The sequence below is a fragment of the Salipaludibacillus keqinensis genome, assembly GCF_003226325.1.
GTDB lineage: Bacteria > Bacillota > Bacilli > Bacillales > Salisediminibacteriaceae > Salipaludibacillus > Salipaludibacillus keqinensis.
The window spans coordinates 474,467-501,439 of record NZ_PDOD01000003.1 but is presented as its reverse complement, the minus strand read 5'-3'; the positions used below and the strand labels follow the sequence as shown (position 1 = coordinate 501,439).

Sequence of the window (26,973 nt, the reverse complement as noted above, 5' to 3'; positions counted from 1 at the left end):
TTGCTTCGAATAAGTGCAGTTCGTTCGTATAGCTCGGCAGTTACTTCGTATAAATCTTCAGTTCGTTCGTATAGATCGGGAGTTACTGCGTATAACAAATTTCGACAGTGACTTTTGCTTTGTATATATCAATTATAATCTATTTTTCACTTCATCACTTCCTTTTTCAAGACTTCACTTGAATATAAATCAAAGACTGTAGCATTCGTGCGTCCTGACTTTGATACCTTTAGCTCCCTCAGGATTCTCCACACGATTGAAGACTTATTTATGTTTAAGAACTTTTGCAATTCGATGCTAGTAGCATACCTCCCAAACATAAGGATAAAAGCTGCTAAAGATTTCACGTGGGCATCCCTGTCTTGTTTCCCGCACTTGGTACACTTCCAAGTTCGTTTGATTCTACTCATGGGAGCATAATTACACGCCGTACAAAATACACCTGAAGAGATTTCCTCACTTGTTAGACCTAGTTTATGAATAGACGGATAGAAAAACTCTTCTTCGATATGACTATTTTTTAATAATAATGCTGTATTTTCGAGTTGATTTAAGGAGAAGCGGTCTGTTGAGGTGGGATGGAGTTCGTTCCATAATCGCACATTTTCCAAGAGTTGATTACTTCTAATCGCTTTAGGGGAGAGGAGGTGTGCGTTGTCGATCTGTAATTTGGAATAAGAGAAGACGACTACATGCTGGGTGGGAGGTAAGGTTAGTTTGCGTATTCTAGCCCATTCACCTAACTGCCAAGTCTGGTGCTTCACTTGTTGAATCGGGTCATCGAAAACAACGTTTGACTCGCCATTTATTTTCAAGAGTTCTCCTCGAATTTGAACTTCGATGATTCCGGTCCAATGTTTTACTTCTACAATCAACGTATACGCTTGAAAAATAATCAGGGTGTCGATTGAAAAATGATTTCCAGTGCCATTTTCAAGCTTCAATCCGTGTAAAATAAAGCATTCATCGTGGGGCAAAAAGCTTAAATAATATTCAAGGGATTGTTCTCCTACATATCCCCAGCACCGTCTCTTATATTCTTGAGTCAACTGGTTCCATTTAGGGTGGTCGGGAGAAATTATAGGTAAAACAGCGGATAAAACGAGGTTTTTTACAGGAGTCGTTCGTGGCTTGATCAACATTACGGGAGACCACTTCCTTTTTTATTTAATCTCCTTTTCTATTCTACAAAAATTCTAAAATACCTCTTTTTATTTCGTGGTCAGCTAGTGCGTATAGAATCTTCATTGCGTTATATAGAATGCCAGTTAGGTCGTATAAGTCGGCGATTGCATCATAATAAATGACAACTTGCGACACATAACAATTTACGACAACGTCCTCTGCACCAGACCTTCAACGCATGATAAAAAGAGCGACAAGTAGAACTTGTCGCTCTTTACAAATTATTCTATGAAACTGAGCCAGCGCCTTCTTTTTGTTTCATCCGTTCATTCATTCTTTCCCGTTCTCGTTCCAATACTGGTTTTAGGTATTGGCCTGTGTAGGAACCGTTGACTTTGGCCACCTGTTCTGGTGTTCCTTTGGCCACTAGACGTCCACCTTTGTCACCGCCTTCAGGTCCCAAATCAATCACATAATCCATCGTTTTGATGACATCAAGATTGTGTTCAATGACCAGAACGGTGTCACCGTTCTCCACAAGACGCTGCAACACCTTCAGTAGTCGGTCAATGTCATGAACGTGCAGTCCTGTTGTCGGTTCGTCAAGAATATACATTGTTTTTCCTGTGGACCGTCTGTGTAATTGAGAGGCAAGCTTCACTCGTTGAGCTTCTCCACCGGACAGGGTAGTGGCTGGTTGTCCCAATTTCATGTAGCCCAGTCCCACATCGTGCAATGTTTGAACTTTCCGTTTGATCCTAGGGATATTTTCGAAAAATGACACCCCTTCTTCCACGGTCATGGCCAACACATCAGAGATGTTTTTCCCTTTATATTTCACTTCTAATGTTTCTCTGTTATATCTTTTCCCGTCACACTCTTCACATGGCACGTAGACGTCTGGAAGGAAGTGCATCTCAATTTTAATGATGCCGTCTCCTCGACAAGCTTCACAGCGGCCACCTTTCACGTTGAAACTGAATCGACCCTTCTTATATCCACGAACTTTTGCTTCATTCGTCATGGCAAACACATCTCGAATATCATCAAATACGCCAGTGTAAGTAGCCGGATTGGATCGAGGCGTTCGGCCAATAGGCGATTGGTCAATATCCACTACTTTTTCCAGCTGTTCGATCCCTTCAACTTTTTTCACTTTCCCTGGTTTCGCTTTAGAAGTCGTTAACTTTTGAGCTAAGGACTTATAAAGAATGTCGTTAATCAGTGTGCTTTTCCCTGAGCCTGAGACACCTGTCACAGCCAGCAGCAAACCTAATGGAATATCTACATTGGTCTTTTGCAAGTTGTTTTCTTCGGCCCCACGAATGGTCAGCTTTCGGCCGTCTGGTTTCCGTCGTTCAGCAGGAAGAGGAATGAATTTAGCTCCAGATAAATATTGCCCTGTAAGGGAATTGGGATCATTCTTTACTTCTTCCGGTGTCCCGGTAGAACAAATCTCGCCTCCGTGAACTCCCGCACCTGGACCAACGTCAATTAAATGATCGGCAGCAAGCATCGTATCTTCATCATGTTCCACAACAATGAGAGTGTTTCCTAAATCTCTCATTCGCTCTAGCGTTCGGATAAGTCGATGATTATCTCGTTGATGCAAGCCTATGGACGGCTCATCCAAAATATAGAGCACCCCCATCAACGAGGAACCGATTTGGGTGGCAAGACGAATTCGTTGAGCCTCTCCTCCAGATAACGTTCCAGCTGAACGGGACAATGTTAAATATTCTAAGCCTACATTAATTAGAAAGCCTAGACGCTCGTTGATTTCCCGTAAAATCATCCGCGCAATGGTCATCTCTTTATCTGTCAGCGTCAATTCTTCAAAGAAGACTTTTGCTTCTTTTATGGAAAGGTCGGTGATTTCTCCTATATGGCGTTCTGAAATTTTAACGGCTAATGCTTCTTGAGTGAGCCGGTTTCCTTTACATGTAGGACAAGGTTTTTGAGCCATATATCCTTCCATTTGCTCGCGAATATAGTCTGAGCCTGTCTCATGGTATCTCCTGGAAATATTTTTCATCACGCCTTCAAAGTAAATCTCTTTTTCGCGAACACGCCCGAATTCATTTTCGTATCTGAAATAAATTCTTTCATTTCCGCTACCATACAATATTTTATCTAGTTGATGCTTTGGCAGTTTTTCCACGGGCACATCCATATCAATCCCAAAATGATCACACACGCTTTCTAATAAGGAAGGATAATATTGAGAGCTCGTCGGTTTCCATGGAGCGATGGCATGATCTCGCAATGAGAGGGACTCATCTGGAATCACAAGTTCAAGATCCACTTCAAGCTTATGACCCAAACCATCACAAGATGAGCAGGCACCAAAGGGACTATTAAAGGAAAACATCCGAGGTTCTAATTCACCAATAGAAAAACCACAGTAAGGACAAGCATGCTTTTGACTAAACAGCAAGTCTTCTTCACCAATGACATCCACCATCACACGGCCATCAGCGAGGTTTAACGCGGTTTCCATAGAATCAGCCAAGCGAGATTCTATATCGTTTTTAATAATGATCCGATCAATCACTACTTCAATGCTGTGTTTTTTGTTTTTCTCTAGATGAATGTCTTCAGATGCTTCAAGCATTTCACCATCAACTCTTACACGAACGTATCCTTGTTTCTTGATATCTTCAAGCACTTTTGCATGAGTGCCTTTCCGACCAGATACAAGGGGGGCAAGAATTTGCATTTTTGTTCGTTCGGGATATTCCATCATTCGATCGACCATTTGCTGAACCGTCTGCGAGCTAATCTCAATCCCGTGATTCGGACAGATCGGCCGACCGACACGAGCATATAGGAGACGAAGATAATCGTATATTTCAGTCACCGTTCCAACCGTCGAACGGGGGTTTTTACTAGTTGTTTTCTGATCGATGGAAATAGCCGGAGATAAGCCTTCAATGGCATCCACATCCGGCTTATCCATTTGGCCTAAAAATTGTCTAGCGTATGCAGACAATGATTCTACATAGCGCCGCTGTCCTTCAGCGTAAATGGTGTCAAAGGCAATGGATGATTTACCAGAACCGGAAAGCCCCGTCATGACGACAAGTTTATTTCTTGGAATCGTGACGTCAATATCTTTTAAGTTATGGGAACGCGCTCCCTTTACAACGATGTTATCTAAAGCCATTCGTTCGTTCACCCTTCCGATTTCAATTCTAAAACGATATCCCGTAGTTCAGCGGCACGTTCGAAATCAAGTTCTTTCGCTGCTTCTTTCATTTCTTTTTCCATACGTTCAATCACTTGCTCTCGGTCTTTCTTGCTTAATTTCTGAGAAGGAGCTTTCGTAAATGCTTCATATGCTTCTTCTTCCTCAGCTGCATAAGTCGCTTGAATCAACTCTGGTATCGCTTTTTGGATCGTTTGCGGCGTAATGCCGTGTTTATCATTGTATTCTTTTTGGATTGTTCGCCGACGTTTCGTTTCTTCTATCGCAACTGACATGGAATTGGTCATGCGATCGGCATACATAATGACGTGGCCATTTGCATTTCGCGCTGCCCGTCCCATTGTTTGAATAAGAGGGCGCTCAGCTCGAAGGAAGCCTTCTTTATCGGCATCTAGGATGGTCACAAGAGACACTTCAGGGATATCCAATCCTTCTCTCAACAAGTTAATTCCAACTAAAACGTCAAATTGACCTTGACGAAGTTCTCGAAGAATTTGGATCCGCTCTAACGTTTTTATATCAGAGTGAAGATATTTAACTTGGATGCCCACTTCTTTCAAGTAATCAGTTAAATCCTCGGACATTTTCTTCGTTAACGTTGTCACTAGCACTCGTTCATTTCGCTCTTTGCGAATGCGAATTTCCTCGATCATATCATCAATCTGACCCTCGATCGGTCGAATATCAATCGATGGATCGAGTAGACCTGTAGGGCGAATAATTTGCTCGACCATTTCCGGGCAGTGTTCAAGTTCATAAGGTCCTGGTGTTGCTGAAACGAAAATCGTTTGCTTGATATGTTTTTCAAATTCGTCGAATGTCAATGGACGGTTATCTTTTGCAGAAGGAAGACGGAATCCGTGATCAACGAGAACGCCTTTTCGTGCTTGGTCTCCGTTATACATCCCTCGAACTTGTGGCAATGTGACGTGGGATTCGTCGACGACAATAAGAAAGTCATCCGGAAAGAAATCTAGTAACGTATAGGGAGTGGCTCCTGGCTCACGAAAGGTTAAGTGACGAGAGTAGTTCTCAATCCCTGAACAATATCCCATTTCCTGCATCATCTCAATATCATACCTAGTCCGTTGCTCTAAGCGTTGGGCCTCCAGCAACTTTCCTTTATCATTCATTTCTTTTAAAGTCTCTTCTAATTCTTTTTCAATGTTTACGATCGCTTTCTTTAATTTCTCTTCACGAGTAACGAAGTGAGAAGCTGGGAAAATAGCAACGTGATCTCTTTCACCGAGCACTTCACCCGTTAAAGCATCCACTTCCGTGATCCGATCAATTTCATCTCCAAAAAACTCGACACGAAGACAGTGTTCGTCTTTTGAAGCGGGGAAAATTTCAACAACATCGCCTCTTACACGAAACGTCCCCCGGGTAAAATTAATGTCATTACGCTCGTACTGAACATCTACTAACTGACGAAGAAGTCCATTTCGTTCTCGTTCCATCCCTTTTCTTAAGGAGATAACAAGATCGCGATAATCCTCAGGAGAACCGAGACCGTAGATACAAGAGACACTTGCAACAATAATGACGTCTTCTCTCTCAAATAAAGCACTCGTAGCCGAATGACGCAACTTATCAATCTCATCATTAATACTGGCATCTTTTTCAATATACGTGTCTGATTGGGGGATATAGGCCTCTGGCTGATAGTAGTCATAATAACTAACAAAATACTCCACACGATTATTCGGGAAGAATTCCTTAAACTCACTGTAAAGCTGCCCTGCTAACGTTTTATTGTGGGCTATAACCAATGTCGGTTTTTTCACTTCTGTAATGACATTAGAAACTGTAAAGGTTTTCCCTGTCCCAGTGGCACCTAATAAAGTTTGATACTTTTCACCATTATTCACACCTTCAATTAGTTTCTCAATTGCTTTTGGTTGATCTCCTGCCGGTTGATACTTTGAATGTAAATCAAATATGTGCGTTTCTTCCATTGCCACATTTATTCCTCCTCTGAAAACCATCCACTATCTTTCATTTATTGTTTTACACACTTATTGGTTAATGAATAGATTACTCTTGAGCAGTATAGACGTTCATTGCTGTCTCTAATCTTCGTACTCAACTCATTAGATTGCAAGGAAATAGCTCTAATAACTATACCTATACCCATTCTTCACATTTGTTTATCATTATACCATAAAACAAGCAAAAAACGAACATACATTCTCGTATCCTGACAAACCTGAGATTGTTCCTTATCATTCTATCCTAGATCATTTCCTGCAGTTTGTGAGTTCTCGTTCTCTCTAAAAAATCTCCATTTATAGCTTTTATAAATTCAAAAACACACCTGCGGCTGCAGGTGTGAACTTTGTTCATTCGTTTTCTTTTTTTCCTTGTGAATTTTCTTCTGAGTTTGGAGTCCATCTATTTCTGTCTATTTTCGTCTGACGAAACTCGTCATAGAAACTTGCCAATCCGGCGGCTTGTCCGTATGGTGATCCTGACTGATGCGCTTCTTTTTCCTGTTGGGCGTCCTCTACCCTGTCTGTTTCAAGTGTCGTTTCTTTGAATTCATCAGTTGATGAATCCTCTGTAGCAGCCAATTCTTTTTCAGGCTCCATGTCTTCATCGTAGCTGTCAGATTCTTCAGCACCATCGTCTAAAGAAGTCGTTTCTTCATGGAGCACTACGATCTCTCCGTCATCATGTTCTGGCGCTCCCTCATCCAACTCTGCCCGGTCTTGATGAATGACGACAGAGGAGCGGAGAGCACGGTAGGAAAGATTTCCAACTTCATCGTCCGGAACGAATAAACAGCCAATCTGATAGTGGTCCCCTTGAAAAATAGTCGATTGGGTAAAACGAAGCTCTCCGTCAAGATCAGTCACTTCCAGTTTACAGTATGCTGAGTTTTGCTGTAAGGCATTATAAAACTCTCGTTGAGAATTGACTTCACGGCCATTCGCCTTTACGATAATTTCTCCCACTTCAAGTTCCATCTTATTAGCAGTCGAATGCGGGAGGATGCCAAGGATTTTCAATCCTTTCTCCCTACCAGTGAAAAGACTGGTTCTACGTTGATCTGCAGACGTGAACAAGAAGTAAACTAATTCTCTCCCTAAAAGAATGACTGCCGCTACGAAGAAAGCAACAATTGGATAAAAATATGCTATAACCGCTAGTGTGATCACAGCAATATTTACTAGCAATAACCTTTTCCCGATTTTCTTCACACCATCCATCGGATACTCGCTATGAATTCTTGCTTGAAAACCGAGTAAGAATGGAAAAAGGGCCAATCCGAAAGTTTCACCACTGGATAGTTCAAACAATGGCCACCATTGATTTCCCGACCACTCTCCCATTGGAAATAGGAGAAAGACAGGGAGAAACCATAAACGAGACGCCTTATGTTCCCCAACCATCTTTCCTCGTTTACTCTTCACAATTGCAGGAGAAGATTGTTTCCATCCATCTGCTAAAACTAACAAGGATTCCGCAATAAATAATATTGTTAATAGCCAAGCTAGGTTAACCAAGTTCATTTGCTGCAGGTCACTTAGCCACCCGTTCAACCAAGAAAATTCTGTTCCACCTGCCGGTAAGAAAGGAGCAACAATCAGAGCGATAGAACCTGCTACGGTTATACTTAACCATCTAGCATGACGCAAGGGCAATAACAAAAGCCAAACAGCTGTGAGTAAAGCCATCATTCCTACTGGTAATTCTATTCCTAAAAGAACCGTTCCAATGGAAATTGACAAACCTACGATAATTGCGATGGATAAAGGCGATGTTACTTGTTGAATCACATCGTATACCCGCGTATGAAAATCTTTACGTTCTCTTTGCACTCTCTGAAAACCGAGCCAAAAAATTGCCAAAATGAATATATATGTAAGAGGGTGTAAAAAGAACCTACCTAATGCTCTAAAAATCTCAAATCCAATGACATCCAAACCTATTCCTCCTTAACCCGTGACTCATTAAAAATCGTTTCTCTTCCTTTCATTGTAAATGAAATATGAGAAAAGAAAAGCGATTTTTTTACAAATTAGTCAATTTACGATAGTGAACGAAAAAACTGATGTGCAATCGACTCCAGTTGCACATCAGTTTCTTCACTCATTTATTCACCTGTCAATAACTCAATGGCCTTTTTGAATTGGTTATCTGAGTCACGGTCCTGTACGGATTCAATGACTCGTTGTTGCAGAAGATCGGCCGTTTCTTCATTTATTTCTCCAGTTACTTCTAAATCCTCACGCTCTTGAAAAGCTGTTACTGCTTCTTCAGTTTGACGGTCAAAGTAACCGTCTGTTCGTCCTGGATCTTCTCCAATCCCTTTAAGCATGATCTGTGCATTTTTTACATGGTCACTGGACATATCAAACGATAACGGATCTTCTATATTCAAAGGTGATGCATAAAAATAATCAGGTTGATCCACTTCGATAGTCGGCTCAACACCTTCTTTATTAATATCATTTCCTGCGGAAGTTAACCATCTAAATAAAGTTAATTTAATTTGGCTTCCATCTTCCATTGGTATTGTTTGCTGAACGGTCCCTTTACCAAAGGTACTTTTCCCAACAACGTCATGACCTCCAGCTTCTTTCAAGGCTGCTGCTAAAATCTCCGAAGCTGAAGCACTACCTTCATCAATTAGCGTGATGATTGGGTACTCTTTTTCATCTTCTAAATTTGAGATATGCCGAGTTCTTTCGCCGTCTCGACCTTCGATTTGAACAATCGGTTCTCCACCAGGAATGATTAAATTCCCTATATCTTCAACACTCTGCAAAAATCCACCTGGATTTCCTCGGACATCAATAACTAATCCATCGATTCCTTCACTTTCCAACTTCATTAACTCTTCTTCAAAAAGTTCTGCAGTGTTTTCGGAAAATGAGCGAAGTTCGATCACCCCAATTGACTTTCCATCTTCTTCTACGATATCACTATAAACGGTTATTAAAGGAATTTCGTCTCTAACTACATCTATTTCTATTGGATCATTCACGCCCGGTCGTTCGATCGTTAGAGTAACAGTTGTCCCTTTCTCCCCACGGATTTGCAGAACAGCTTCATTTAATGACAAGCCTTCAATATCTTCACCGTCAATTTCAATGATTTGATCATTCGGTCTTAATCCAGCTTCTTCAGCGGGAGAATCTCTAAAAGGTGCAACAATGGTGACCTTGCCATTTGTCATGCTGACTTCAGCACCGATTCCTTCAAAAGATGAATCTAAAGATTCCATGAATTCTTCTGCCGTACTTGCGTCCATATAGACAGAATAAGGATCATCAAGTGTTTCTAGCATTCCTGAAATTGCCCCTTCAAGCAGCTCAGATTCGTCTACTTCATTCACATAACGGTCTGAAATCACTTGAAAAGCTTGCTCTATTTTTTCCATGCGGTCTTCATCTGTTTCAATACTACCCGAAACTTCTTCGACCTCGTTTTCATTACTTTCTATCATTTCTTTTACTTGCGATTCTTCTAATACCACCGATGAATTATCCCCATCGACAGCTGCCATCACGGCATACATTCCTCCAGCCCCTAACAGAAGGGATAAAACGATCACTAAAGGAAACAGTATTCTCATATTCTTCATCTTTCCACCCCATTCTGTTCCTTTATCTGCATTCCGAAGCATGCAATAATAAATTAGCGGTTCTCATGATATTTATCCCTATCATAACAGAGATAAGGAATGATTTAAAAGTATTCACATTAGAATTTAGCGGGAGGCGACTCGTCAAAGTTTCCTGACACCAATCAAAGGAAAGAGAATACTCGAAATTTCATTTGAATGCGCTGTTTAACTTATATTATATATAATCTTGACCAAATTATAACTAGCATACAGGAAATCTTGTTTCAATTTTTGGGATCAATTTTGATGAAACATTATAAAGGTAATCCTTGAGGAAACTGCCAAATAAATTCCCCCTTTTAGTCCTATTCCTTCGGGAGCGATGACCTTTCTTCTCATATGATGTAAAAACAAGCTAACCTACTGTTCTATTTTCAGACAGATAAAAAAAGAGGTCCAGCTTAGGATTTAACTGGACACTCTTCTTTATTCATGTATGACAACTATTAAGGTAAATAAGGTGAAGGATTTACAGCTGAAGATCGACCTGCATATCCGCCAGGGTGAACTTCAAAATGAAGATGAACTCCGGTTGATACACCCGTGGTACCCATCGTGGCAATCGTTTCACCTCTACTTACTCTATCTCCCGCCGAGACATCCATAGATGCTAAATGAGCATAGAGTGTAGAATATGTTTTTCCGTCTACTACATGAGTAATCAATATCGTATTTCCAAAGCCGTTCATCCATCCAGCCGAAGCAACTGTTCCTGACTCAGCAGCATAAATCCCTAGGCCGTTGCCACTCCCAAAATCGATTCCCACGTGGGGGCGAGTTGTTCCATAGACAGGATGAACTCGATTCCTATCGAAACCTGAAGTGACTCTTCCGTCAGATGGTCGATGGAATGTCGCTGATCCACCACCACTTGAGGCCTGACTAGAACTAGCATTTGATGAGGAACTTGATTCATTTGAGGATGAACTGTTCCCTGAAGAGGAAGAATTGTTTGATGAGTTGGATTGATTTGCTTCTTCTTCAGCTTCCTCAGCTTCTGCTTCCTGCTGTGCTTGACGCTCTGCTTCTTCCTCAGCTTCTTGCTGCGCTTGCCGTTCAGCCTCTTCTTCAGCCTCTTGCTCCGCTTGACGTTCAGCTTCTTCTTGTGCCTTCCGCTCAGCTTCACGCTGACGACGCTCTTCTTCTTCACGTTTTTTTCTTTCTTCTTCTAACCTTCGTTGTTCCTCTTCCCACGCAGCTAACTCTTGTTTTGCTGCTTCTTCTTGTGCTTGCAATAAGGACTGCTCTTCATCGATAGACATGAGGTTTTCCTCAAGAACATATCCTCTTCCTTGAAGTTCTTCCACTAACTCATCTTTTTGATCAAGTTGTTCTGCTAATTTTGCTTGAAGAGTCTCTAACTCTTGCAGTTGATCTTCTAAACTTGCTAACTCATTTTCAAGAGATTGCGTCGCATTTTCTAAAGCTTCCATATCTTCAATGTGATCTTCAAGAATGCTTCGGTCTTGATCTGCAATCGAATGCAATGCTGAAACTCTCTCAAGTAAATCACCAAAGCTCTGGGCACCCAAAATAACATCGATGTAATTAACAGATCCACCGCTTTGATACATAGATTTGACCCGCTCTTTTAATAGCTCGTCCCGTTCAGCAATTCGTTCTTCTAGCTCTTCTATATCTTCGCGTAATTGTTCAATACGGCTTGTCGTCTCTTCGATTTCAGTTTCTTTTTCATTAACTTGTTGGTTAGTGTCAGCCATATCTTCGTCTAACTGACGAATCTCAGCTTCAACCTCACTGATTTCACGTTCAATTTCTTCTAATTCTTCTTCCGTTTTATCAGCTTCTTCTTCTTTTTTCTGCTGCTCTTCCTGATAAGAATCTATTTGTTCTTCTAATTCTTCGCCTTCATTGGCAGAGACATGAGAAGTGTTAAAAAATTCTATGAAAGTGGTAGAAATCAAAAGTAAAGCTAAAAACATGAAGGTTACTCTTTGAGCCATCTAGACCCTCCTCTTTTCGACAAATACTATGATATTCCCTGGGAAATAGCTAATGAGAAATGAAAAGGAAAAGCTACTTAGACTTTCAAGAATTTCCTGACACTCATCACGCTTCCCCAAACTCCGACAATTGCTCCGATTCCTAGTAGTAATATGGCTGTTTGAATGATTAAAGGATAGGTAGGTAAAAACTCAAAGAAATCCAATCCAGTGTTTTCGCCAATCGTCTCATAAAAACGGTGATACCCATATGCCAGCACACTGACTGGAATAATAGCTCCGAATGTTCCTAGTAACAGCCCTTCAATGAAAAATGGCCAGCGAATAAAGGAGTTTGTCGCTCCTACTAGCTTCATAATTTGAATTTCTGTTCTTCTAGCATGTATTGTCAACTTAATTGTATTAGCAATTAGAAAGATCGCTGTGAACAATAATCCGGCAATAAGAACAATCCCTACAATTCTCACAAAATCAGTGGCTGAGAAAAGTTGGTCGAAAATATCTCTTCCGTATTCGACTCCTTCGACATGATCCAGTTCTTCAATTTCCACAGCAATCAGCTCTGTTTCCTGTGGATCATCTGCACGAACGACAAATGTGTCATTCAATGGATTCTCATCTCGAAGACTCTCGAAATAATCTCCTTGTTCTCCTAAACTATCAATAAATGCTTCAAGTCCCTCGTCTTTCGGTATGTAATCAACAGATTGAATATCCGGAAGATCTTGTAGGTCATTTCTTAAATCATCCTGCTCTTCTTCTGAAGCGGTTAGATCAACGAACACTCTAATCTCAACATCATCTTCAAGGGAATTTGCAAAATGGTTTAAGTTCATAATCAATAAGAGGAATGCGCCAACAACTAACAAAGTAACGGTGACAGCACTAACAGAAGCAAACGTCATCCATCCATTTCGGACAATGTTCTTGCTTCCTTCTTTCATGTGTCGCCCCATCGTTCTAGCTTTCATAACTGTATGTCCCCCTTATTTCATCTCGGGAGATTCGTCCGCCTTCAATGGCAATAAGGCGCTTTCTCATACTGTCTACAATGTCACGGTTATGAGTGGCCATGACAATCGTTGTTCCACGATCATTGATTTCCTCGAGAATATGCATAATTTCCCAAGAAGTTTCTGGATCAAGATTTCCTGTAGGTTCATCAGCAATCAAAACAGCTGGATTGTTAACAATCGCTCTGGCAATAGCCACACGTTGTTGTTCTCCTCCGGATAGTTCATGAGGCAGGAATCTTGCTTTGTTCTTCAAACGTACAATATCCAATACATTCATGACTCTCTTCCGAATGTTTGCTTTACTTTCTTCAATGACTTCCATAGCAAATGCGACATTCTCGAAAACAGATAAACTAGGTAAAAGTTTGAAATCTTGGAAGACAACACCGATCTTCCTTCGTAAAAACGGAATATGTTTTTCTTTTGTGGACGATAAACTTTTTCCATCAATTGAAATCTCACCACGGGTAGGTTTTTCTTCACGATACATCATCTTTATGAACGTGGACTTCCCAGCTCCACTTGGACCTACCACATAAACGAATTCTCCCTTTTTAATGTAAATGGAAATGCCGTTAACAGCCATGACACCATTTGGATAAGTCTTCCAGACATCCTGCATTTGAATCAACCCTATCACTTCCTCACTTATAGTCTATCTAGGTGTTTTGACATGATTATAGGCCACAAATCATTTAAATGTAGCCTCAAAATAAATAACAAATATATAAAAGCGTATGATTTTTTCCATTTTATTCAAAAAAACCACAACTAAGTTTAGTAACCAGAACACCCTTCCCCACTTAAACATTATATCATCAATAATCGACAAGAAAAGTTAAAGTTTTTTACAGTTTGATTTCAATTGATTGCAGTGACATAACAAAAAAAGAGCCTCTAAGCAGTGCTTAGAAACTCTTGATTATTTCCAATTATTGTTCTGTAATCCAAGCTGCAACGTCCTCTGCATCTTGACCAGTCGCTAGATCTGCCGGCATTCCTCCAGGACCTTCCTCAATAGCCGCAAGAATTTCATCATGCGAGTATCCTTCTAGAGCTGGTCCTGATGCTCCCTCAAGATCTCCACCGTGACAGGATGCACAATTACCAACGTAAATATCTTCGCCGTTTGCGAGATCATATGTATCATCGCCCGCAGCATTGTTTGTCTCTTCTGCATTGTTCCCGTTGTTTTCCGGAGCTGGCTCTTCATTGTTGCCATCATTCCCTCCGCATGCACCGAGAACTAATACAGCCCCCAACATTAAACCTAGAAATTTCTTCATTTTTTCCCCTCCTCAAACTGAAATTGTTTGGTAAGATTTTCATATCTCCCTGTATTACATTATAACCTATTTATTTCTTTTTGAAACCCTCACCTAAAACTTCAGACGCGTTGCTCACTATGACAAAAGCCGACGGGTCAATTGTTTGAACAATTCGCTTCAGTCTCGTCACTTCATTCCTACCGACGACACACATGAGCACAGGTCTTTCGTGGTTCGTGTAGCCCCCGTACCCTGATAATTTCGTTACGCCTCGATCCACTTTCGTTAAAAGTCCTTGCTTTACTTCTTCATCATATTGGGAAATAATAATCACCATTTTTGAGTAACCAAAACCTACTTGGACCAAATCGATGGTTTTACCTGTTGTAAATAAACCAATTAAAGCGTATAAAGCATATTCAAAACCGAAAACAGCCGCAGAGGAAGCCACGACTAATCCATCCATAATAAATACACAGACACCTAAAGATAACCCTGTGTACTTATTAATAATTTGTGCTGCTAAATCTGTCCCACCAGTTGAGGAATAAGATCTGAAAACGATCCCTAATCCAAGCCCTACACCAATCCCCCCAAATATTGCAGCAAGGAGAGGATCAAACGTAGCTGGTTCCAAGTCTCTCGTTAGAAAGACTATAAATGGAAGAAACAACGTTCCTGCTAACGTTTTCGATCCGTAAAGAACACTTCCTGATATACTTCCTCCTAACAACAGGACGCCAGCTACAAATAGCGGTATATTTAATGCCCACTGAGTGTAGGCTGGTTCCATGGCCGAAATACTGTAAACAATGGTTGAGATCCCAGCGACTCCTCCCGATGCAATTTGATTGGGCAGAAGGAAAATATTAAACGAGATCGCAACGAGTGCTGACCCAAAAAATACATGGGCGAATTCAAATAAGGTTCGCTGTACTGGAGTTAGTGGTTCTAGGTCTCTTTTGCGTTGAATTTTTTTCATCATCATCATTATCACCTGAATTTCTGCTAAGTATGTAAGAAGTATTTGTGTCTGATCTTCCTTATAAATCCTTTCGTAGTATATCACCGCTCATTCCCACTGTAAACGCACTCAGAGTAACGCTTTACTATGGTTTTGATGCACTACATTAACGTGATGTATTATTAAAATGAATAAGGAAAAAGGAGCAGTCACCAGACCGCTCCCTTCACCCTCTATATTGATTTACTGTCCCGAATTTTAACGATCATTAATCAATTTGAGATCGTAAATAAGCATCAATGAATGGAGCTAATTCTCCATCCATGACCGCCTGAGTATTTCCTGTTTCCATGTCTGTGCGATGATCCTTTACCATGTTGTAGGGATGGAACACATAAGACCTAATCTGACTTCCCCAGCCAATTTCCGCTTGTTCGCCACGGACTTCTAAAGCTTCTTGACGCTGTCGATCCATTTCTTGTTGGAACAACTTCGCTTTCAACATTTTCATGGCTTTTTCTCGGTTCTTGATTTGGGAACGTTCTGATTGACAACTTACAACGGTATTCGTTGGCAAATGCGTCATCCGAACGGCTGAATCCGTCGTGTTGACATGCTGTCCTCCTGCTCCACTCGAACGAAAAGTATCAATTCGGAGTTCATCTGGTGAAACCGTAATCTCTACTGCATCATCCAACTCAGGCATAACATCACACGAAGCGAAGGAAGTATGACGGCGACCAGACGAGTCAAACGGTGAAATGCGTACAAGACGGTGAACGCCTTTTTCTGCTTTTAAATATCCATAAGCATTATGTCCTTGGATAAACAAGGTAACACTTTTCACTCCAGCTTCGTCTCCCGGCAAATAATCCGTCGTTTCAACCTTGAAATTCTTAGATTCTGCCCAACGAGTATACATTCTTAGTAACATGGCCGCCCAGTCTTGTGACTCTGTTCCTCCCGCTCCCGGATGCAATTCCAAGATGGCATTGTTTTGATCATAAGGCTCACTTAATAACAGCTGCAATTCAAAGTCATTTAGCTTGTTTACAAGGTCTTTTATTCCAGAGTTTAATTCTTTCACTAAGTCAGCATCGTTTTCTTCTTTGACTAATTCATAAGAAACTTCCAAGTCTTCTAGCGAAGCTTCTAACTGTCGATACGTATCAGCCATAGCTTTTAAACCATTGTTTTCGGAGATGACTTTTTGTGCTTGTTCTTGATTTTCCCAAAAGGATGGATCAGACATTTCATCTTCTAATTCAGCAATCCGAGTCTCTTTTTCTTCTAAGTCAAAGAGACCCCCTGAAGTCCGCTAATTTTTTAGCCATATTTGTAAGTTCATGATTCATTTCTGACATTTCCATGACAATTCACCTCTTCGTTGATTTGGGCTACCTTAAAATAAAACGTTGAATATTTCGTTATGACATCTACTAGTTATGGGGGAGATGCCTTCTTTTTCTCTGCATATGAAAGACTTCGTTTTCCCTTCAGCTATAAAAAGGGGAAAGGTGCTTCTATTAAAAGCACCTTCCTTAAGCATTCCTTTTATTCTACGCCATGACACTGCTTATATTTCTTACCCGATCCGCAAGGACATGGATCGTTTCTACCGATCGTTTCACCTTTACGGAACGGTGTTTTCACCTTTTTTTCTTGGCTTGTGTCGTTTGCACTTCGGTGCACAGCTTTGCCTTCAGCCACTTGTTTCCGTTCTAAATTAGACTGAATCTGCGCTTTCATGATGTAACGTGACACTTCCTCTTCAATACTAGCAATCATCTCTTCAAACATTTCAAAGCCTTCAAATTTGTATTCACGTAATGGATCGTTTTGACCATACGCTCTCAAGTGGATTCCTTGTCTTAACTGATCCATCTGATCGATATGACTTGTCCATTTCGTGTCTACTGTCCGAAGCAAGATGACTCGTTCGAATTCCCTCATCGTTTCTGAAGTGAAGTTTTCTTCGCGCTGATTATACTCAGCTTCCACTTTCTCAGTAATTAACTCGGTCATTTCTTCAGGTTCAAGTCCGTTAAGTTCACTTAACGTTAATTCTTGCTCATTAAGCACCGTTGCGTTCACGTAATCAACGATCCCTTGAAGATTCCAGTCTTCAGGCACGTCCTCCGCTGGTGTATATAACGCGACGTTTCTTTCCACAGTTGATTCAAGCATCTTCTCTACAACAGGACGAAGATTTTCGGATTCAAGGACTTCCATTCGCTGTTCATAGATGACGTCACGTTGTTCTCTCATCACATCGTCATATTGGAGAAGTTGTTTACGAGCATCAAAGTTATTTCCTTCGACTCGCTTTTGTGCTTGTTCGACTGCACGAGAAACTAACTTACTTTCAATTGGCTGGTCTTCTTCCATACCCATTCTCTCCATCATTTTACTCATGTTTTCTGAGCCAAAACGACGCATCAGCGTATCTTCTAATGATAAATAAAACCGGGATCGGCCTGGGTCCCCTTGACGACCTGAACGACCTCTTAGCTGGTTATCAATCCGGCGACTTTCATGTCGTTCCGTTCCGAGTACAAACAAACCGCCTAAATCTTGTACTCCTTGTCCTAATTTAATATCTGTACCGCGACCTGCCATGTTTGTGGCAATTGTGACAGCTTTAGGTTGGCCGGCGTTCTCAATGATTTCAGCCTCACGTTCGTGGTTTTTAGCATTTAACACGTTGTGAGGAATTTTTTTCCGCTTTAACTTCGTGGCAATCAGTTCAGAAGTATCCACACTAACAGTTCCTACTAGAACAGGTTGCCCTTTTTTATAAAGTTCTTCGATCTCTTCCACGATGGCTTTATACTTTCCGTCCATCGTTTTATAAACTAGATCAGCTTTGTCATCACGGACAATCGGCTCGTTTGTCGGGACGGAGTAAACATTCATATTATAAATGTTTCGGAATTCTTCTTCCTCCGTTTTCGCTGTCCCGGTCATTCCTGCAAGCTTTTCATACATACGGAAGTAGTTCTGGAATGTAATAGAAGCAAGAGTCATGCTTTCTCGCTTGATTTCCAAGCCTTCTTTCGCTTCAATGGCTTGATGAAGACCGTCACTGTAGCGTCTACCTTTCATGAGTCGTCCCGTAAACTGATCGACAATGGCTACTTCTCCATCATCTACAACGTAATCCTCGTCACGAATCATGACTTTATGAGCTTTTAAAGCCTGGTTAATATTATGGTTAAGTTGTACGTGTTCAGAATCAAATAAGTTATCTATATTAAATGTGCGCTCTGCTTTACTTACTCCATCATCTGTTAATTGGACATTCTTAGCTTTTTCGTCATACGTGTAATCTTCCTCATCGTTTAACATACGTACAAAAGAATTGGCGGCAGAGTATAGATCCGTTGTCCTTTGAGCAGAACCAGAAATAATTAACGGCGTTCTTGCTTCATCAATTAGGATAGAGTCTACCTCATCGACAATGGCATAATGCAATGGTCGTTGAACCATTTGATCTTTATACGTCACCATGTTGTCACGCAAATAATCAAAGCCTAATTCATTATTCGTACAATATGTCACATCTGCTAAATAGGCTTCGCGCTTGGATTCTTTTGACATTCCGCTTAAATTCAACCCTACAGTCAAGCCTAAAAATGTATAGAGTTTCCCCATTTCTTCCGCGTCACGCTTAGCAAGGTATTCGTTGACCGTTACGACATGAACACCTTTTCCAGTCAAGGCGTTTAAATAAACTGCAAGGGTGGCTACTAATGTTTTACCTTCCCCCGTTTTCATTTCAGAAATATCTCCGCGGTGGAGAACAACCCCACCAAGTAGCTGAACTCGGTAATGAGTCATTCCAAGTGAACGGGTTGCCCCTTCACGCACAACAGCAAAAGCTTCCGGTAAAAGGTCTTCAAGTTTCTCTCCGTCCTGATAACGCTGTTTGAACTCTTCTGTCTTTTGTCGGAGACCATCATCACTAAGTTTTTTTATCTCTTCTCCTTGTGCTTCAATTTCATCAATCGTTTTCGTTAATTTTTTTAGGTGCCTTGCATCCGTATCTCCAATGACTTTTCTTAATAAACCTAACATCGGACATTGCTCCCTTATCGTTTTTTCTATTAACACTTGAACGTTCACATGCGTTTATCGTATCGCCCAGTGCTAGCACCAGCGATCATTCATTCGGATCTTTAATTCGAAGTGTGTGGATAGTTAGAAAGAGATCGAAGACATATCCTTCTGATTTTTCAGCACACTAACTTCACGCTACCCTTCATTTTATCAGTTTGCAAGTCGGCTTACAAGCAGAGGCGGGACAGACATTCCTCTCTGGCAGTAACACTGTCAAGATTTGACGTTTTCATGTTCTTGTTGAACTACTTTTTTTACTTGATATAATAGTTTTACTAAAGGCAGTCTGATATGATTGATGCAACAGTGACTAAGGAGTTCGGAGTGGATGCTATGCTTTCCGTAACAAAAATATTAAATAATAATGTGATTATCGCGGCCCACCCTGACTATGGAGAGGTTGTGCTCATTGGAAAAGGACTTGGCTTCGGGAAGCAGCCCGGACAAGAAGTCGCCGGCGAGCGTGCGGAGAAGTTTTTTGTTTTAAAAGATTCTCAGGAACAAGCACAATATATGAGTTTATTGGAATATGTAGATGAAGAATTTATTGGTGTTATGAATGAGTTTATCGAAAAACTCGAGACACGGTTTGGTACCAAACTTAACGAACATATCCATGTTGGTTTAACAGACCACCTCTATTTCGCTGTGAAACGAATCCGACAAGGGCATGGTATTGTTAATCCATTTCTTCAAGAGACAGAACTAGCCTATCCACAAGAATACGCTGCCGCTACGGAACTCTCTGAATGGTTAAACGAGAAACTCAGCATTAGAATCCCAGAAGGGGAAATCGGATTTATTACATTACATATTCACAGTGCTATCACAAACCGAAATTTAGCTGAAATCAACAGACATACTCAGCTCGTCAGTGAGCTCGTGGGAATTATTGAAAATTATTTAAAGACGAAAATTAATCGGCAAGATATGAACTATTTGCGTCTCGTTCGCCACCTTCACCATGCCATTGAACGAATCCAAACGGAATCTTACACGGAGAATCAAGACAGTCTAAAAAAAGTATTGCAGGCTGAATATCCGTTATGCTATACTTTGTCGTGGAAGCTGATGAAAATTATGCAACAGCGATTAAAAAAGACAGTACCTGATGCAGAAGCCGTTTATTTGACATTGCATTTACAGAGACTGGACAACTTGAAAAATAAATAGAACTTGGAAATTCGTCTTACGACTCTTTTTCCGTGTTACTGGTTATGCAGGCATGAGTGAAAAAGGAACGTAGTGAAAACCTAAGGTAAAGTATACCTTTATCTTGGTTTAACTGCATTCTTTTTCATTCATGCCTTTTTTGTTGTCATTTTTTCGTTGTTAGCTTCGTTTTCATCTACGCAATTATTATCTTATTAAAAAATGTAGGAGGAATGAAACATGTTTAACAATGCTTTTGGAACACTGCAAAAAGTCGGTCGTTCTCTCATGTTGCCCGTCGCACTGTTACCTGCTGCCGGGATCTTGTTAGCCTTCGGGGATGCTATGCAAAACCCGGATATGATTGAAAGAATGCCGTTTTTAGATTCAGCATTTTTTGCATTAACAGCGGAAATGATGCAATCTGCTGGTGATGTCGTTTTCGGTAACCTGGCGCTATTATTCGCCGTTGGTGTAGCGATCGGTTTAGCAAAAGGTGACGGCGTCGCCGGACTTGCTGCGATTATTGGTTACTTAATTATGAATATGACAATGAGTGTCATCAGTGGTGTCCAACCTGAAATGGTTGCAGACAACCCGGAGTTTGCCAATGTTCTTGGAATTCCAACCTTACAAACAGGCGTTTTCGGAGGGATTATCGCAGGTCTGCTCGGGGCCTATATGTATAATAAATATTACAATATAGAATTGCCGTCTTATTTAGGTTTCTTTGCCGGAAAACGTTTCGTGCCGATTATAACAGCAGCCTCTGCTATCCTTATCGGTGTCATTATGAACTTCTTATGGCCGTTTGCACAAGACGGTTTAAATACGTTTTCTTACTTCATGACTGAATCAAATCGTACATTAGCCACATTTATTTTTGGTGTCATTGAACGTGCTTTAATCCCATTCGGTTTACATCACATTTTCTATTCTCCGTTCTGGTTTGAATTCGGAACTTACACGAACGCTGCCGGTGATGTGATTCGCGGGGATCAGCAAATATTCTTTAACCAAATTCGTGATGGTGCAGAAGTGACAGCAGGCGCATTCATGACAGGGAAATTCCCATTCATGATGTTCGGTTTACCAGCTGCAGCTCTTGCTATTTACCACTGTGCACGTCCTGACCAGAAGAAAATCGTTGCTGGTATCATGGGTTCTGCAGCATTAACTTCTTTCTTAACAGGGATCACAGAACCTATTGAGTTCAGTTTCTTGTTTGTTGCGCCATTGTTGTTCGCAGTCCACACGATTTTTGCCGGATTGTCATTCATGACGATGCACTTGTTAGACGTTCAAATCGGGATGACCTTCTCCGGTGGTGTCATTGACTTCTTCTTATACGGTATCTTACCTGGACGAACAGAATGGTGGCTCGTCATTCCAGTCGGTCTCGTCTTTGCTGTGATTTATTACTTCGGTTTCCGTTTTGCGATTAAGAAGTTCAACCTTATGACTCCAGGTCGAGAAGAACCAAATGCCGATGATGAAAAACAAGGAACGAAAACAACTGGAAACACTGAATTACCATTTGAAGTTTTAAAAGCATTTGGCGGAAAAGAAAACTTAACGTATTTAGACGCTTGTATTACGCGTCTACGTATCAGTGTTGAAGATGTTTCTAAAGTAGATAAAGATCGTTTAAAGAAGCTTGGTGCGTCCGGTGTCATGCAAATTGACAAAAATGTTCAAGCAATTTTTGGACCACGTTCTGAAACGATCAAGGGACAAATGGAAGATATCATCAAAGGCAACACGCCAATTCCTGAAGAAGAAGGAGCTAGTGAAGCACCTGCGAAAGTGAAGAGTAATGTGGCAGTTTCCATGCCTCTAAAAGGTGAAATCAAGCCTCTTTCTGAAGTTCCAGATAACATGTTTGCTGAAAAAATGATGGGTGACGGGTTCGCTATCGAGCCTTCTGATGGAAAAGTAGTTTCCCCTGTGGACGGAAAAATTGTCAATTTATTTGCAACGAAACACGCGATTGGCATTGAAGCCGCAGATGGAACAGAAATCTTAATTCACGTGGGGATTGATACAGTGAACTTGAAAGGCGAAGGATTCGAAGCACACGTAGAACAAGGTGATGATGTAACGATTGGCCAGCCACTCTTAACATTCGATCTTGAAGGAATTCGTAAAAAAGCTCCTTCAGTCATAACACCTATTATTTTCACTAACTTAAGTGAAGGTCAATCTGTGAAGATTGAAAAAGATGGAAAGACTGATATCGGCGAAACTGATCGTATTCGCATTGTTGGATAATTAGAATTTAGTAGGGCCTCTCATCTATAGAGAAACAAGCCGGACATTGAGTCCGGCTTGTTTTTTTTCGGGCTACAACTTCTCTCAAACAGGATATAAGATCATTCAAACAGAACACAGCAGGTCTCAAGCTGGATACAGATCGGTCTACGGACTACAGAACCTCTACATTACTCTGCATTTTTTATCAACTTGTAGATATCCATTTTTTTTACTGTCTAGTCATCTACGACTCAAAATCTACAGTATCGCTAAACAAAAAATAGGTGGCCCCAATGTAATCATTGAGACCACCCGTTTTTATATTTACTCGGCTTATTCCGGTTCGATTAAGCCGTATCGTCCATCTTTACGTTTATAAACAACATTTGTAAATCCACTTACGGAGTTTGAGAATACGAAGAAGTTATGTCCTAGCATATCCATTTGAAGGACCGCTTCTTCGGCGTCCATCGGCTTCAAATCGAAGCGCTTTGTTCGAACGATATCAATCTCGTCATCCTCTGGAATTTCTTCTTGTGACACAGGTTCTAATTCATTTTTAAACATATACTTTAAGCTGTCATCTCCGCGGAATTTGCGGTTTACTTTTGTTTTATGCTTTCGAATTTGTCTTTCGAGTTTCTCAATTACAAGATCAATCGCCGCATACATGTCAGTATGTTTTTCCTCTGCACGTAATAAAAGCTTTGGCATCGGAATCGTTATCTCTACTTTTTGATCGGTGTTTAAGACACTCATCTTCACATGTACATCTGAAGATGGGATGGTGTCAAAATACTTTTCAAGTTTACCTACCTTTTTTTCTACATAATCTCTTAATGATGGAGTAATTTCTAGGTTTTCGCCACGAATATTAAAATTCATAAGCAAATTCCTCCTTTCGGTTATGTATGTAATATTCCACATACCCCTTTTATATTCCTGCTTAAACGTAAATAAACTTTGTAAATTTTTATCGAAATGAGTCGCCTGTCCATAAATCGTTCATAATCTTTACAAAAAATCCCCCTCACTCTGGGACAACAATTAAAATTTGCAAAGACGAGTAGAAGTTGGGTGAAGAATAAAACCTTTCACTTTTTTTAAAAAACATTGGTCTATGAGGATAGAACGAACATTTTTAAAGAAAAGCTCTCAACTCTTCACATGACAGGAAAATCCCGCTTTCCAAATGGAAAACGGGATGGCTATTCGCTTATTGTTCCCTAAATGCTATAAGTGACTATCCGTTTTCATGACCTTGATTCGTCAGCCATGAAACTGGTTTTTAAAATAATTGAAACTCAGGGATGCGAATTATACTTTTACGACGTTAGACGCTTGAGGTCCACGCGCACCTTCTACGATTTCAAATTCAACTTCTTGACCTTCGTCAAGTGACTTGAAACCTTCTTGTTCGATCGCTGAGAAGTGAACAAACACATCATCTCCATCTTCTCGCTCAATAAAACCAAAACCTTTTTCTGCATTAAACCATTTTACTTTTCCTTGCATATTCATAACACGATCCCTTCGTTGAAAATGTGTAGGTATATCCTACATTTTTAATATAACAAGGGAGAAACCATCCGTCAAATCATTTTTAACTGATTATTTCGACAAATTATGATATGTTGTTACGATGCTATTGATAGCGCTTTATTGAATTTCACCTTTAAACAACCGTTGTTCACATACTTGTAACAACTCTTCATCTCTTTTAGGTATATAGAACTATTGTTGCTTGTGACATTATTCATTAAAATACGACTATAGATTACAAAAAAAGTAAACTATAGAACGAGAAAAGTTCTCCATGGAGAACTCTATTCCCCAATTATTATCTAGTACGCTGGTCAAATTTCCATGCTACTCGATTTAATAATATACAACTGACCACATTCAACTTTCATTGGACTACGGTCAAAGCGTTTAACGTTTCTCTTGTCTACCAAGAGTAATCATCGAACTTATCTTCCAGAATACATCAACTACCCTTCAACATCAGCTGTGGATAAGAACTGCCAAAACGTTGAACAAAACAATCAATTTAAAGAGGGAGAACCTTAAAAATGATTTTTTACCTCGCAAGATTCCCTCTCTCCAATCAAGTGACTATATCGCAAAGGAGGAAAGACACGTAGACTTGTACCTTCCACTTTATTCAAGCCTCTAATCATACCACTAATTTTCTAAGGGAGAGAACCTCATTATGCTTAATCAATTTACCTTAATTGGCCGAATGGCTAAAAGTCCTTTGTTACAAACAACTCGTGAGGGAGTCTCATATACTCGCTTCACGTTAGCTGTGCGGAGACCATTTAAAAATCCATCGGGAACCTATGATACCGACTTCATTCAATTAGTCTCCTGGAACAAGCTTGCTGAAACTGTAGCTGATTATTGTACAAAAGGGTCATTAATTTCAGTCAGCGGGCGGCTTCAAATGAGATCTATTGAATTTGATAATCAAAAACGACTGACCATTCCAGATGTCATTGCCGAAAATGTCACCTTTCTAGCCATGAAAAAAATGAGTGAACAAGAACAACAAGTTCACATTCCGCCTAAGCCAAAAGAAGAACACCCCCCTTCGCAATCAGTTCAAACTCACGGAGACTCTCATCCTACTGAAAACTTACAGCAAAAAGTGCCATCAGCATCCTCCTCATCTTCCAATATCCAACCGCAGTCACCAGTTCTAGCTGAAACCATTCCCTCTCCATAAGTACTTCATAAAAAAAGAACAAGAGGAGATTACCTTTCGAAGAGCGCATATATTCATCAGAAAGGAGGTTATTATTAATTGAAAGAACTTGATTTGTTGAAGATTATGATGCATAAACTAGCTACCATTGAATCAAAAATGATCAAACACGATGACCTAGAAGAAATGAATGAGCAATTATACGAACAAGAGGAATCGCTCAAAAACATCCAGAACAACTTGAAGGATTTAAAACTTAACATGGAAATTAAACACATCGAAAACATGAATTCAGATGATGTGCTATTAAGATCCATATTAGATAAGTATTCGTTGCAATATAAATGAACCGGATTTGAAAAGAACGCACGCTATCCGCATAGTTTTTTTCTAAAACTACGCGATCAAAGTTTCAATTTAAAAAGGAGATTGCCCTCATAGGCAACCTCCTTTCTTTTAAAATCGCTACTATTGGTGATGTTTCGTCGTTTCTGAGACGACAAACGTGACATCTCCACTTACTTGGTAGTTTTTAAGCGTAGCAGGGACAATAAAGTGATCTCCTTTCTTTACTAAATGCATAGCGTCCTCCGTTTGAACCTGTCCTTCTCCATCAATGACACTTATAAGTTGATAAGAATTATTCGTACGGAGTAACGTACCCGCTGCTTTGTGGATCACCCATTTATAAACGGTGAAATAATCTTCTTTGATTAGACGTTCTACTTTCAATCCTTCTTCTTCCCACGTTTCACGGTTTAGAGGAGAATCTTGATGAGGGACCATTGAACACGCGATGGAGTCTTCTATATGAAGTTCTCGTAATTGACCATCTTGACCTGGACGATCGTAATCATAGAACCGATAAGTAATATCCGAACTTTGTTGAATTTCAAGAATTAACACGCCCCCGCCAATGGCATGAACCGTGCCACTTGGAACATAAACAAAATCGCCAGGCTCTACGGGAACATTTTTGAATAAACCGTCCCACTCTTGATCATTGACTAACTGTTTTAGTTCCTCTCTTGAATTCGCATGATGCCCAAGAACAAGTTCAGCACCTGGCTCACGATCAAGAATATACCAGCATTCTGTTTTTCCAAAAGCATACCCTTCGTGCTCTTTCGCATAGTGATCGTCCGGATGAACTTGAACAGATAGGTCGTCCTTTGCATCTATAATCTTAATTAGCAAAGGAAATTCCTCTCCTGATTCATGATCAAATAGTTCGCGATGCTGCTCCCAAAGTTGTCGAACCGTCTTCCCTCGCAAAGCCCCATTGGTGACTTGATTTGTGCCGTTTTCGTGCCCTGAAATACCCCAACATTCTCCCGTTTGTTCACTAGGAATCGAATAACCAAATTGGGATTTTAATTTATTTCCACCCCATACTTTCTCTTTTAATACGGGCTCTAGTAAAAGAATATCGTTCATCATGCTTGTCCCCTTCATCGTGGTAATTTTAATCATTTAATTCACGCATGTCGAATGGACACGCTTTCACGTAAATGGTATACTAATGACTAGCATTAACCTATTTTTTTATATCGTTAGCGCAA

The 26,973-nt window shown here is 40.4% G+C and carries 20 protein-coding genes; 4 read left to right on the top strand and 16 right to left on the bottom strand.

Annotated features, from left to right (window positions below; genetic code table 11):
• Window positions 1–146 precede the first annotated feature (146 nt).
• The 13 genes from CR194_RS14445 to secA all read right to left on the bottom strand — a co-directional run bounded on the left by CR194_RS14445 (window position 147) and on the right by secA (window position 19,257).
• Window positions 147–1,142 carry a nuclease-related domain-containing protein gene (locus CR194_RS14445; protein ID WP_110610383.1) on the bottom strand — a complete coding sequence of 332 codons (996 nt, stop codon included), beginning with the start codon at window positions 1,140–1,142 and terminating at the stop codon, window positions 147–149.
• Between the two features lie 43 nt (window positions 1,143–1,185).
• Window positions 1,186–1,320 (bottom strand): hypothetical protein, encoded by a 135-nt coding sequence (locus CR194_RS20745; RefSeq protein WP_269845722.1) that lies wholly within the window; start codon window positions 1,318–1,320, stop codon window positions 1,186–1,188.
• A 91-nt stretch (window positions 1,321–1,411) separates the two neighbouring features.
• Entirely contained in the window at window positions 1,412–4,291 is a 2,880-nt protein-coding gene (gene uvrA / locus CR194_RS14440; RefSeq protein ID WP_110610382.1) for an excinuclease ABC subunit UvrA, read from the bottom strand.
• An 8-nt stretch (window positions 4,292–4,299) separates the two neighbouring features.
• Window positions 4,300–6,291: an excinuclease ABC subunit UvrB gene (gene uvrB, locus CR194_RS14435; RefSeq protein WP_110610520.1), complete on the bottom strand. Its 1,992-nt coding sequence runs from the start codon at window positions 6,289–6,291 to the stop codon at window positions 4,300–4,302.
• 384 nt (window positions 6,292–6,675) lie between these two features.
• Window positions 6,676–8,262, bottom strand: coding sequence for a PDZ domain-containing protein (locus CR194_RS14430; protein ID WP_110610381.1), 1,587 nt, complete (start codon window positions 8,260–8,262; stop codon window positions 6,676–6,678).
• A gap of 170 nt (window positions 8,263–8,432) precedes the next feature.
• Window positions 8,433–9,926 carry a S41 family peptidase gene (locus CR194_RS14425; RefSeq protein WP_110610519.1) on the bottom strand — a complete coding sequence of 498 codons (1,494 nt, stop codon included), beginning with the start codon at window positions 9,924–9,926 and terminating at the stop codon, window positions 8,433–8,435.
• A gap of 488 nt (window positions 9,927–10,414) precedes the next feature.
• Window positions 10,415–11,932 (bottom strand): murein hydrolase activator EnvC family protein, encoded by a 1,518-nt coding sequence (locus CR194_RS14420; RefSeq protein WP_110610380.1) that lies wholly within the window; start codon window positions 11,930–11,932, stop codon window positions 10,415–10,417.
• A 77-nt stretch (window positions 11,933–12,009) separates the two neighbouring features.
• Window positions 12,010–12,903: a permease-like cell division protein FtsX gene (gene ftsX / locus CR194_RS14415; protein ID WP_110610379.1), complete on the bottom strand. Its 894-nt coding sequence runs from the start codon at window positions 12,901–12,903 to the stop codon at window positions 12,010–12,012.
• Window positions 12,893–13,579: a cell division ATP-binding protein FtsE gene (gene ftsE / locus CR194_RS14410; RefSeq protein ID WP_110610378.1), complete on the bottom strand. Its 687-nt coding sequence runs from the start codon at window positions 13,577–13,579 to the stop codon at window positions 12,893–12,895. Before ftsE ends, ftsX begins: the two co-directional genes overlap by 11 nt.
• Before the next feature lie 301 nt (window positions 13,580–13,880).
• Window positions 13,881–14,234 (bottom strand): c-type cytochrome, encoded by a 354-nt coding sequence (locus tag CR194_RS14405; protein WP_110610377.1) that lies wholly within the window; start codon window positions 14,232–14,234, stop codon window positions 13,881–13,883.
• A 70-nt stretch (window positions 14,235–14,304) separates the two neighbouring features.
• Window positions 14,305–15,201 carry a YitT family protein gene (locus tag CR194_RS14400; RefSeq protein ID WP_110610376.1) on the bottom strand — a complete coding sequence of 299 codons (897 nt, stop codon included), beginning with the start codon at window positions 15,199–15,201 and terminating at the stop codon, window positions 14,305–14,307.
• Between the two features lie 247 nt (window positions 15,202–15,448).
• A protein-coding gene (gene prfB, locus CR194_RS14395; protein WP_110610375.1) for a peptide chain release factor 2 occupies window positions 15,449–16,550 on the bottom strand; the annotation gives its coding sequence in 2 pieces (ribosomal slippage) (window positions 15,449–16,477 and window positions 16,479–16,550; 1,101 coding nt in all).
• 184 nt (window positions 16,551–16,734) lie between these two features.
• Window positions 16,735–19,257, bottom strand: coding sequence for a preprotein translocase subunit SecA (gene secA / locus CR194_RS14390; protein ID WP_110610374.1), 2,523 nt, complete (start codon window positions 19,255–19,257; stop codon window positions 16,735–16,737).
• A gap of 375 nt (window positions 19,258–19,632) precedes the next feature.
• On the opposite strand from secA, the gene glcT reads away from it, so the two are divergent.
• Entirely contained in the window at window positions 19,633–20,472 is an 840-nt protein-coding gene (glcT, locus tag CR194_RS14385; RefSeq protein WP_110610518.1) for a glucose PTS transporter transcription antiterminator GlcT, read from the top strand.
• Window positions 20,473–20,691: 219 nt separating this feature from the next.
• Entirely contained in the window at window positions 20,692–22,722 is a 2,031-nt protein-coding gene (gene ptsG, locus CR194_RS14380; protein WP_110610373.1) for a glucose-specific PTS transporter subunit IIBC, read from the top strand.
• A gap of 315 nt (window positions 22,723–23,037) precedes the next feature.
• On the opposite strand, the gene hpf is transcribed toward ptsG, so the two are convergent.
• Window positions 23,038–23,589 carry a ribosome hibernation-promoting factor, HPF/YfiA family gene (hpf, locus tag CR194_RS14375; RefSeq protein WP_110610372.1) on the bottom strand — a complete coding sequence of 184 codons (552 nt, stop codon included), beginning with the start codon at window positions 23,587–23,589 and terminating at the stop codon, window positions 23,038–23,040.
• A 432-nt stretch (window positions 23,590–24,021) separates the two neighbouring features.
• Complete coding sequence (cspD, locus tag CR194_RS14370; RefSeq protein ID WP_146035965.1) at window positions 24,022–24,219, bottom strand: cold-shock protein CspD; 198 nt, start codon at window positions 24,217–24,219, stop codon at window positions 24,022–24,024.
• 697 nt (window positions 24,220–24,916) lie between these two features.
• On the opposite strand from cspD, the gene CR194_RS14365 reads away from it, so the two are divergent.
• Together CR194_RS14365 and CR194_RS14360 are read left to right on the top strand one after the other, a co-directional pair.
• A complete protein-coding gene (locus CR194_RS14365) occupies window positions 24,917–25,432 on the top strand; it encodes a single-stranded DNA-binding protein (RefSeq protein ID WP_110610370.1) in 516 nt (171 codons plus the stop codon).
• Window positions 25,433–25,510: 78 nt separating this feature from the next.
• A complete protein-coding gene (locus CR194_RS14360; protein WP_110610369.1) occupies window positions 25,511–25,759 on the top strand; it encodes a hypothetical protein in 249 nt (82 codons plus the stop codon).
• Window positions 25,760–25,879: 120 nt separating this feature from the next.
• On the opposite strand, the gene manA is transcribed toward CR194_RS14360, so the two are convergent.
• Window positions 25,880–26,884 carry a mannose-6-phosphate isomerase, class I gene (gene manA, locus CR194_RS14355; RefSeq protein ID WP_233254377.1) on the bottom strand — a complete coding sequence of 335 codons (1,005 nt, stop codon included), beginning with the start codon at window positions 26,882–26,884 and terminating at the stop codon, window positions 25,880–25,882.
• Between the last annotated feature and the right edge of the window lie 89 nt (window positions 26,885–26,973).